The 9,628-nt window shown below is 57.2% G+C and carries 10 protein-coding genes and 1 pseudogene; 7 read left to right on the top strand and 4 right to left on the bottom strand.

Annotated elements, in window-relative coordinates; all coding sequences use genetic code 11:
* Nucleotides 1-301 precede the first annotated feature (301 nt).
* Complete coding sequence (locus AB1576_01640) at nt 302-973, top strand: glycosyltransferase (protein ID MEW6080499.1); 672 nt, start codon at nt 302-304, stop codon at nt 971-973.
* Between the two features lie 16 nt (nt 974-989).
* Here AB1576_01640 and thiI read toward each other — a convergent pair whose 3' ends face one another.
* From thiI to guaB, 3 genes are read right to left on the bottom strand one after another with little or no spacing between them, the layout of a single operon-like run.
* Nucleotides 990-2,165: a tRNA uracil 4-sulfurtransferase ThiI gene (gene thiI / locus AB1576_01635; GenBank protein MEW6080498.1), complete on the bottom strand. Its 1,176-nt coding sequence runs from the start codon at nt 2,163-2,165 to the stop codon at nt 990-992.
* Nucleotides 2,165-3,298 carry a cysteine desulfurase family protein gene (locus AB1576_01630; GenBank protein ID MEW6080497.1) on the bottom strand — a complete coding sequence of 378 codons (1,134 nt, stop codon included), beginning with the start codon at nt 3,296-3,298 and terminating at the stop codon, nt 2,165-2,167. The genes thiI and AB1576_01630 overlap by 1 nt, the downstream gene beginning before the upstream one ends.
* Before the next feature lie 4 nt (nt 3,299-3,302).
* The gene (gene guaB / locus AB1576_01625) at nt 3,303-4,790 is read right to left on the bottom strand and encodes an IMP dehydrogenase (GenBank protein ID MEW6080496.1); all 1,488 of its coding nucleotides are present in this window, start codon (nt 4,788-4,790) and stop codon (nt 3,303-3,305) included.
* A 189-nt stretch (nt 4,791-4,979) separates the two neighbouring features.
* Between guaB and AB1576_01620 the strand changes: the two genes are divergently transcribed.
* The 5 genes from AB1576_01620 (at nt 4,980) to AB1576_01600 (ending at nt 7,237) form a co-directional block, all read left to right on the top strand.
* Nucleotides 4,980-5,414 carry a hypothetical protein gene (locus tag AB1576_01620; GenBank protein MEW6080495.1) on the top strand — a complete coding sequence of 145 codons (435 nt, stop codon included), beginning with the start codon at nt 4,980-4,982 and terminating at the stop codon, nt 5,412-5,414.
* A 259-nt stretch (nt 5,415-5,673) separates the two neighbouring features.
* Nucleotides 5,674-5,874 carry a type II toxin-antitoxin system VapB family antitoxin gene (locus tag AB1576_01615; protein ID MEW6080494.1) on the top strand — a complete coding sequence of 67 codons (201 nt, stop codon included), beginning with the start codon at nt 5,674-5,676 and terminating at the stop codon, nt 5,872-5,874.
* 3 nt (nt 5,875-5,877) lie between these two features.
* Nucleotides 5,878-6,285 (top strand): PIN domain nuclease, encoded by a 408-nt coding sequence (locus AB1576_01610; protein ID MEW6080493.1) that lies wholly within the window; start codon nt 5,878-5,880, stop codon nt 6,283-6,285.
* Nucleotides 6,286-6,482: 197 nt separating this feature from the next.
* Nucleotides 6,483-6,830, top strand: coding sequence for a nucleotidyltransferase domain-containing protein (locus tag AB1576_01605; GenBank protein MEW6080492.1), 348 nt, complete (start codon nt 6,483-6,485; stop codon nt 6,828-6,830).
* The gene (locus AB1576_01600) at nt 6,827-7,237 is read left to right on the top strand and encodes a HEPN domain-containing protein (GenBank protein ID MEW6080491.1); all 411 of its coding nucleotides are present in this window, start codon (nt 6,827-6,829) and stop codon (nt 7,235-7,237) included. The genes AB1576_01605 and AB1576_01600 overlap by 4 nt, the downstream gene beginning before the upstream one ends.
* 320 nt (nt 7,238-7,557) lie before the next feature.
* On the opposite strand, the pseudogene AB1576_01595 reads toward AB1576_01600, so the two are convergent.
* Nucleotides 7,558-7,697, bottom strand: a pseudogene (locus tag AB1576_01595) (transposase).
* Nucleotides 7,698-8,065: 368 nt separating this feature from the next.
* Between AB1576_01595 and AB1576_01590 the strand changes: the two are divergent.
* Complete coding sequence (locus AB1576_01590) at nt 8,066-9,607, top strand: ISNCY family transposase (protein ID MEW6080490.1); 1,542 nt, start codon at nt 8,066-8,068, stop codon at nt 9,605-9,607.
* The last annotated feature ends 21 nt before the right edge of the window (nt 9,608-9,628 follow it).

Here is a 9,628-nt window from a genome sequence, read left to right as displayed (position 1 = left end):
GATCAAATACAGCTTCGACAAGACTACGGCCATGTGACTACGTTTTAATACCTCAGCAGTACCGCAAAATCTCCTGTAACCGCAACGGTTTCGGGAGATTTTGCCCCTTTTATCTGTTAAACTCGGGAGGTGTAACCTGGGTCAGTGCTACAACTGTGGAGGTGTAACCTGGGTCAGTGCTACAATACGGCCGAGACCGGTGTAGGTAAGACGCTTTACACCGGGGCACCCTTCGGACACTGGCACCAGGACTCGGAGGATATCGCCAGGCCGTGGGGAATCTGGACTGAGGGGGGATGCCATGACACGCAATACTGTTGCCCTTGTGCCAGCATACAATGAGGCGCCCAGGATCGCTGCGGTACTTGAGGTGGTGACCAGGTGCTCATTCCTGGACCGGGTGTACGTCATCGACGATGGGTCGTCCGACGGCACTGGTGCTGTCGCGCAGGGTTTCCCAGTCCAGGTTCTTGCCCACAAGGAGAACATGGGGAAGGGGGCCGCCCTCCAGACGGGGCTCCATGCCGCCCTGGCCGGAGGGGCCGAGGGCCTGGTGTTCCTTGACGCTGATCTCCTGGGACTTGGCGAGGAACACATAATGACTCTCCTTGGGCCCCTGGAGAACCCCGGTGTGCCCCGGATGACCGTGGGCGTGTTCAAGGGCGGGCAAAGCCACGTAGACCTGGCACAGCACCTCACGCCCATCCTCAACGGCCAGCGGGGCCTCACCAGGGCCATGGCGGAGGCGCTGCCGGACCTCTCCTGGTCTCGCTTCGGGGTGGAGGTTCTCATCAACCTTCACGCTAGGAGAAGGGGCCTGGAGCTCCTTCACGTACCCCTGAGGAACATCAGTCACGTCACCAAGGAACAGAAGCTCGGCATTGCCCGGGGGTTCAGGTACCGCCTGCAGATGTACCAGGAGGCCATCTACGCCTGGAGGAACTACGACCGCATAGTGAAGGCGCAGGCCTGACATGATTCCGGCCAGGCTAGGGTCCCTCAAAACCAGGTTTGTTCATGCCCCCGAAGCGCACCCTCTCGGTGTCCCTTACGGCCCTCTCCACCAGCGTGGCGATGTCCAGTTGCCTCTCGGCATTTGCCGCCTCTTCCGGGGTAGGCTTGGTCTTTGGATGCCTGGGCAGGAACAGGCTGCAGCAGTCCTCGTACGGCCTGATAGATATGTCGTAGGTTCCTATGGCCTTAGCTCTTTCCGTGATCTCCGTCTTGTCCAGCCCCGAAAGGGGGCGCAGCACCGGCATTGTCACCACCGCGTTAATGGAGGCCATGCTCTCCAGGGTCTGGCTGGCGACCTGCCCGATGCTCTCGCCGGTTACCAGAGCCAGGGCCCTCTTCCGCACTGCTATTTCCTGGGCCATGCGGACCATCATCCTCCTCATCACCGTGACACGGAGGTCTTCAGGGCAGTGCTCCCTGATGGCGGTCTGGGTCTCGGTAAATGGGACCACGTGCAGGGTCATGCCACCACTGTACGCGGACAGGACCCGGCAGAGGTCTTCCACCTTCTGCCGGGCCTTGGGCCCCGTGAAGGGGAAGGAGAAGAAGTGGCAGGCTTCCAGGACAACCCCTCGTTTCATGGTCATCCAGCCCGCAACGGGGCTGTCTATGCCTCCAGACAGGAGCAGGATGGCCCTGCCCCCCGTCCCGACGGGGAGTCCCCCCGGTCCTGGCACCACGCGGCTGAAGACATATGCCTCCTCGTCCCTGATCTCTACCCTCACGGTAACCTCGGGGCAGTGGACATCCACGCTCACACCGGGGGTGTTCCTGAGGATGTGGGCTCCGACCTCCGCGCTCACCTGGCGGGACTGGTGCGGGAAGCCCTTGTTCGCCCTCCTGGTCTCTACCTTGAAGGTACGGCCTTTATCACCGTCCCGGAATACCTCAAGGGAAGTGGCCTTGATGGCCTCCAGGTCCAAAGGGGCTTTGGCTGCTGGACTCGCTGACACCACACCAAAGACCCGGGTTACCTGAGAGAGCACACCCTCGGGGTCATCCCCGGCCTCCACTAAAAGGCGGCCCCACACCCTCCGCACCGGGCGTCCCACGGCCCTCCTGGCATTCCTGGCCAGGGCGCTCTCAAAGAAGGGGCGGTTCTGCCCCTTCAGTCCTATCTCCCCGAACCGGATGAGTATCACATCGTACATCATGAACCCCCAAGGCCCCTGATGGCTTCCACTGACTCCCTGACAGCACAAGCCGCATGGTCGATCTCTTCCTCGGTGGTGAAGGAGGACAGCCCCAGGCGTATGGCGGCCTCCGCCTCCTCGTGGGAGCACCCAAGGGCGTTAAGAACCCGGTTGGGTGTCTTGTGCCGGGAGGAACAAGCCGAGCGCGTGGACACTATAACACCCATGGCCTCCAGGTGGTGAAGCAGGGTCTCCCCGGGCACACCCAGGAAGGAGTAACTCAGTATGTGGGGGGCTCCCACTTCCAGGTGGCCATTCATCCTGGCCCCCGGGATCCTTGCCAAGAGGCCGGCCAGCCGGGCCCTTAGATCATGCATCCTGGCGGATGACTCAGGTATCTCCTTGTGGGCCAGGGCTGCGGCAACACCGAACCCTACGATGGCAGGGACGTTCTCAGTACCCGGCCTCAGGGCACGTTCCTGCTGGCCACCCACGCTGAGGGGCTTGAGCCTAACCCTGGGAGCCTTGTAGAGCGCCCCGGCCCCCTTGGGCCCGTGTATCTTATGGCTGCTTACCGTGGCCAGATCTGCCCCCAGGGAAGAGACCGCCGCAGGCACCTTGCCCAGCGCCTGGACGGCATCAACGTGAAGGATGGGTTTTGGGCCTATGGCCCTGCGGATCTCCCGGATGGGCTGGACGGAGCCAACCTCGTTGTTCACCAGCATCACGCTGACAAGCACAGTGTCATCCCTGAGGGCGCGGGCGACCTCCGCTGGGTCCACCACTCCCCGGCGGTCAACCCCAATGTAGTCCACCCTCCAGCCCTCTTCCCCCAGCTCCTGGAACACCTGGTAGACTGAGGGGTGCTCTACTTCCGTGGTGATGAGGTGACGGCCCCTGGAGGCCAGGGCCGCACCCCGGATGGCCATGTTGTTGCCCTCGGTTCCCCCGGATGTGAATATGAGGTCCTGGGCTGGTACCCCCAGGGCCATAGCGACACTCCTGCGGGCTTCTTCCAGGGCCCTCGAGGCCTCGGCGCCCAAGCGGTGCAGGGAAGAGGGGTTCCCGCAGATCCCCTCCAGGGCGCGGCACACCGCCTCGACCACTTCGGGCCTGGGCCTGGTCGTCGCGGCGTTGTCCAGGTAGATCATGCCCTCACCCTTGGAAAGAACCCCCCATGTAGTTGGGGGCTTCCTTAGTGATGGAGACATCGTGAGGGTGGCTCTCCTTGAGCCCGGCAGTAGTGATCCTCATAAACCGGGCGTTGCTCCTCAGGTCCTCCAGGTTCTTGGCCCCAACGTATCCCATGCCAGCCCGGAGGCCCCCCGCCATCTGGTATATTATCTCCGACAAGGGGCCGCGGTATGGCACCCGGCCTTCAATGCCCTCGGGGACCAGCTTCTCGGAGGGCTGCTGGAAGTAACGATCGGCGCCCCCGTCCTTCATTGCGGACAGGGAGCCCATGCCCCGGTAGGTCTTGAAGGTGCGCCCCTGGTAGATCTCGAACTCACCGGGGCTCTCATCGGTACCGGCGAAGAGGTTGCCCACCATGACAGCGTGGGCCCCGGCGGCCAGCGCCTTGACTATGTCGCCGGACCACTTTACACCGCCGTCCGCGATGATGGGCACCCCATGCTTCCTGGCTTCCTGGAAGCTGTTGAAGATGGCGGTGAGCTGGGGAACGCCAATACCCGCCACCACCCTGGTAGTACATATGGAGCCAGGCCCCACTCCTACCTTGACGGCGTCGGCACCTACCTCGATTAGCGCTCGGGTTCCCTCGGCCGTTGCTACGTTGCCCGCTATCACGTCAAGGTCAGGGAAACTCTTCTTTACACGGCCAACGGCTTCCAGGACTGCGGAGGAGTGGCCGTGGGCCGTATCCACCACTATCAGGTCCACACCGGCATCCTTCAAGGCGCCGGCCCTCTCCAGGAGGTCCCTGCCAACCCCCACCGCCGCCGCGGCCAGGAGCCGGCTCTTTGCGTCCTTGGCGGAATTCGGGTACTTCCGTGCCTTCTCAATGTCCTTGATGGTTATGAGTCCCCTCAGGTTCCCGTTCTTGTCCACCAGCGGCAGTTTCTCTATCTTGTGCCGCCTCATGGTCATTTTGGCCTCCTCAAGGGTGGTGCCCTCAGGGGCTGTGATGAGGTTGTCCTTGGTCATGATGTTGGCTATGGGCTGGTCCAGGTTCTCCTCAAACCTTATGTCCCTGTTGGTGAGAATGCCCACCAGGAGAGGGCCTTCAACGATGGGCACACCGGAGATGTGGTAACGTTCCATGAGGTCCGCGGCTTCCCTTACCATGCGTTCAGGGCTAAGGTAGATGGGATCGGTTATGATCCCGTGCTCGGAGCGCTTGACCTTGTCCACCTCTTCGGCCTGTCTCTGGACGCTCATGTTGCGGTGGATCACGCCCACCCCGCCCTCGCGGGCCATGGCTATGGCCATGCGCGACTCGGTCACCGTATCCATCCCAGCACTCACCAGCGGGGTGTTCAGCGAGATGTTGCGGGTGAGCCAGGTACCGATGTTCACATCCCTGGGAAGCACCTCTGAGGCGGAAGGCACCAGGAGCACATCATCAAAGGTGATTCCCACAGCCCCGAACTTGTCTTCGTGCGTCAGTAAAGGCCCCTGCATGTAGTGCCTTCCCTCCAGTCAATTGGCGTCATCACGCGCTTTCCCAGAGTATAGCATGAACAGGGAAGGGTGTTCAACGCTCCGGCTATGCGACGGTTCGGACCTGCCTGGCGGGGACCAGGCGAATCCCCGGGGAAAAACTGGCCGGTCTAGGCAACTTCATCTCGGCTCTGGAGTCAAGGAAGATGAGTGCCACTTGTCAGAGGCCGGGCACCCATGTCTGACACCAGGGGTTTTCCCCTCATCCCAGTGCTGCTTTCCATATCCTTGCTGGTGAACCTTGTCTCGTGGTCTAACACCAGGCACCTGCGGGCGGAGGTGTCCCGGCTCCACGCGGAGACCTCCAACCTGAGATCCTATTGGCCGAGGAACTCATCAGTGCCAGGTCGACCGTACAGTGCATATAAGGAAGAACGAGCGGTGGTGAACCCGGCTGACGTTGAAGTGACCAGAGTGGAGGAGAACAGGGCCGAGGTCAAACTTTCGTGGCAGGTAAAGGAGTATAACCAGGCGAGTATGGATCGTCTCAAGCCTCAGCAAGGCCTCCTGAGAAGGGCGTATCCGTGCCTCTATCTCCTCGCTTACTCGCTCAATCGCATCATCGAGAGCATCGATGTGGCTTAATTGCACTACCAGCATGAGTACCACGTGGCGGCCAACGAGTCCTTGAAGTGCCTCTTCAAGCTCGGCTTTCTTGCTTCTAAGCCGGCCCTTCGCCAATGAAGCCAGGACCTTTGGATCCACATTCCCGCCGGTTATCTCCTGCAGTATCGCTCGACCCGTTACCCCCAAGCACGTTCGTGGCCACCGAACTCAGTTTGATGTCTGTAATTGACAGGGATATCTTATGTGCAATATAATGTGTATGAGGAGGTGTATCGGTGTGCGTACTAATATCGTAATTGATGATAACCTCATGGAGCAGGCTATGCGCATTTCTGGCTTGACTACTAAGAGGGAAGTGGTTGATAGGGCTCTAGTTGAGTTTGTACAACGTCATGCACGCAAGGACTTGAAAGAATTACAGGGCAAGATTGCATTTGCCGACAATTATGATTATAAAGCAATGCGAAAGGGGTGTTAAAATATGGTACTAATTGACACCTCTGTCCTCATCGGTTTTTTGAAAGGACAAGTAGATGAGAAAACAGAGCTTTTCAAAGATGTTCTTTCCCGAGATATTCCCTTTGGAATATCATCCTACACTTATCAGGAGGTTTTGCAGGGGGCAAGAAATGAGACAGAGTTTAATACACTTAAAGAATATCTTTCAACTCAGCAAATCTATTATTTAGAGCCAGAAGCCTCTACCTTTGAAAAGGGTGCCAGAATATATTTTGACCTGAGACGCAAAGGCGTAACCCCACGAAGTACAATCGACCTACTTATTGCTCTAACCGCAATTGAGAGAAAGCTGGTATTGCTTCATAACGATAGTGATTTTGATTTAATGTCCGGCAACATTCCGGAACTCATGGTTCTGAATTCACTATGACTAGAGGTATTTTGTCCATACTTTAACTCTGAGCAAGGAGTCGCGAGTCCGGGCTGCACCTGCACTTTGAGATGCGGTTTACCGGCCAGTATCAGAACCCTTTGCAGTGTTTCCGAAATTGAAGGGTAAGTAGATGGAGGATGTAGTATAATTATGAAAACAGGGAGAGCAACGCGAAAGGAGGAAAGGCCAGGGTAATGAGCCGCCAAGCGGTTGATGATGGCTACGGGCCGCAAGATAGCATTTTGCTTACACGTTGCAGGGAGGCAATAAGAAAGATTGCCCCTGAGGCGACAGTTATTCTTTATGGATCCCGGGCCAGAGGAGATGCGAAGCCGGATTCTGACTATGATCTGTTAATCCTGCTGGAGGAAAAGGCAAATTGGATGTTAGAAGACCGGATACGCCAGGGCTTGTACCCCCTTGAGTTAGAAACAGGAGCCGTTCTAACCGTCACCTGCTATGGCAAGGAAGAGTGGTACTCGCCGACCTATCAGGCCATGCCTTTCGTACGGAACGTGGAGCGAGAGGGTATCGCTTTATGAACGAGGACGTAGGTAAGCTTGTTTATTATCGACTGGATCGGGCTAATGAGTCTATTCGCGAGGCCGAACTTCTTCTGGATGCCGGTCATGCCAATACCTGTGTTAACCGTCTCTACTATGCATGTTTTTATGCTGTATCAGCCCTCTTGTTGGCGAAGGGGCATTCCTCACCCAAGCATAGTGGCATCAGATCCCTTTTCCACCAAAAAATAGTAAAACCTGGCCTGGTTGAAGTAGCAATGGGACATCTGTATGATAGGCTATTTGATAGCCGTCAAAAATCGGATTATGCTGATCTGGTAAAATTTGAGATAATGGATGTACGGCCCTGGGTAGCGGAAGTGAAAGCATTTGTTGGTAACATCGTGGGACTAATCCCCGGTAAAAATAATGGCAATGAAATGTGATGTTTTTGAAATCGGTAAGTTAGGCAATATGTGAGATGACTGCCTTCTGCCGCTATTAAGAAGGGAACAGCGTGTCTTTCCGGCATAGTTTTCCGGGTGCATCTTTTCACTTATCCCACTCTAGCCAATGCAATCTCGACCGCTTGGCACACAGTGCCTGCAAACTTGAACTCAAGGGGAGGAATCTATGCGCAAAACCTTCTCCAAACTGGACTATACCCAGCTACCGGTATCCACAACAACTGCCGTCGCTTCGATCCGACCCGGCCGGAAACTCTGGAACAGGTGGCCGATTTCACCGGAATGCGCATGTAGACGCGTTTTAGTTCCTTGAATACCAGTTCGATGCTCCATCGCGCTCCATAAAGGAGGGCCACATCCTCCGCGCTCAACTCGTCCGGGGAAAACTTGTGAGGTACAGGCCGTATTCTCCGGTCTCCTTGTTCAATACCCCCACAAGAGACGTAATTCCACAAGGACACGTCTCCCGCAAGACTGACCGGAGATCCCGAGTTATTGGCTTCGGAGGGATTGTTGCCTGCATTTACTTTGTACGCATACAGCGATCTTGAAGTTCTTTGAGGAGTGCCGCTTTGTGACCGGAGTGGGAAGGATTCACTCGGTCCTAAAACCTTCAGAAGACGAGGACTGGGATCTCTGGTCTTGACCGTGGGTGTTCCACGTGGTTCAAAGACCCGTTATGGTTGTCCGCCCAGACTGGCAATGAAACATATCCTAGCACAACAAGCAGATATCCAACTTGATAGCTCCCTCCTGTCGTTGTTATACGATCATGACAGTGCTTAACAGATAAGGGAAAATGTCAGTATGGGAGGACTGACATTGACCCAGAGGGAGAAAGCGAGGTTGAAGGTGCTGAACTATGTACTGGAGGATGTCATGGGTACCAAAGAGGCGGCACATGTCCTTGGGTTGAGCGAACGTCATACGTGGCGAATATTGGCGGCCTATCGGAGGGAGGGTGACGCTTCGCTTGCCCATGGAAATCGTGGTCGCCAGCCTGTCAACACCACCAGCGAGGCTATCAGGAAACAAGTCCTCACACTCGCTACCACGAGCTATCAAGGGTTTAATCACACTCACCTGACGGAGATACTGGCGGAGAAAGAGGGGCTGTGCCTATCCCGCTGCACCGTACGCAATATCCTTGTAAGCGCGGGGATAAGGAGCCCTCGGTGCCGGCGACCTCCACGTCACCGCATGAGGCGGGAGCGGATGCCAAAAGAGGGAATGCTCATGCAGATCGACGGGAGCTTTCATGACTGGCTGGAGGGTAGAGGGCCCTGGCTTACTCTACTCCTGGCGGTAGACGACGCCACTGGAAAGGTCCCTTACGCCATTTTCCGGGAGCGAGAGGACGCATACGGTTATTTTCTTCTTCTTGAGGGCATCGTGAAGCAGCATGGCATCCCCCTGGCAGTCTACCACGACCGTCACGCTGTCCTAGGTCAGCCAAGTTCAGCCTCAGAGATTCCCCCGGCAAAGCAGAAGGAAACGCAGGTTGGCCGGGCGTTAGAGGAGCTTGGTGTACAGCAGATCTTCGCCAAGAGCCCCGAGGCGAAGGGGCGCGTCGAGAGGGCGGCCGGAACCTTTCAGGACCGGCTGGTATCCGAGCTACGTCTAGCCTGCGCCAGCAACCTAGCCGACGCCAACCGCACTCTTTGGGAGTTTCTGCCCCGGTTCAATGAACGGTTCGGGGTTTTGCCCCTAGAGACGAAGCCCGCCTACCGGGCGCTTCCCCCTGAGATGGATCTGGACGGGATTCTCTGCTACAAGCATACCCGCAAAGTAGCAAGGGACAACACGGTTAAGTATAGGTGGCGGACTCTGCAGCTGCTCCCGGAGCCTGGGGAGCCTAGCCGTGCAGGGGCCATCGTCCAGGTCCAAGAACACATCGACGGAAGCCTTGTTCTCTGCCATAAAGGCCGGGCGATCCCCGCGCAGGAATCTCCACCGCGTCCCGGTGTCCTGCGGGCGCAAGCCGTTACCGCTTCCAAGAACGTCTCCACCACCTCAGGCACCGGAGATTGGGCGTTAAGCGAAGTAAGTGCTACAGCAGACACCAGTGTGCCAGATACCATTTCCCAAGACTACTATTCCCGGCAGCCTGCAAGACAGGGTCCTCGACGTCACGGGCCAACTCCCCGCCAGATGGCTCGCTGGGATGCAATACGTGCGGCAAAGGAACAAGGATTATCCCTGCGGGCAATAGCCAGAGACCTTGGCATCAGTAGGAATACTGTGCGCAAGTATGTGTACCGTGATGGACCGCCGACCCGCCGTGCCGCTAATAGTGCTTTACTTGAGACGGTGCCCCCTACTGACAGAATCGCTTATCAATTAACCTGACATTTTCCCTTGACGTCGACA

Source organism: Bacillota bacterium (assembly GCA_040754315.1).
Classification (GTDB): domain Bacteria; phylum Bacillota; class Sulfobacillia; order DUSP01; family JBFMCS01; genus JBFMCS01.
The sequence above is the reverse complement of the archived record's forward strand: the minus strand, read 5'-3'. Positions and strand labels throughout refer to the sequence as shown.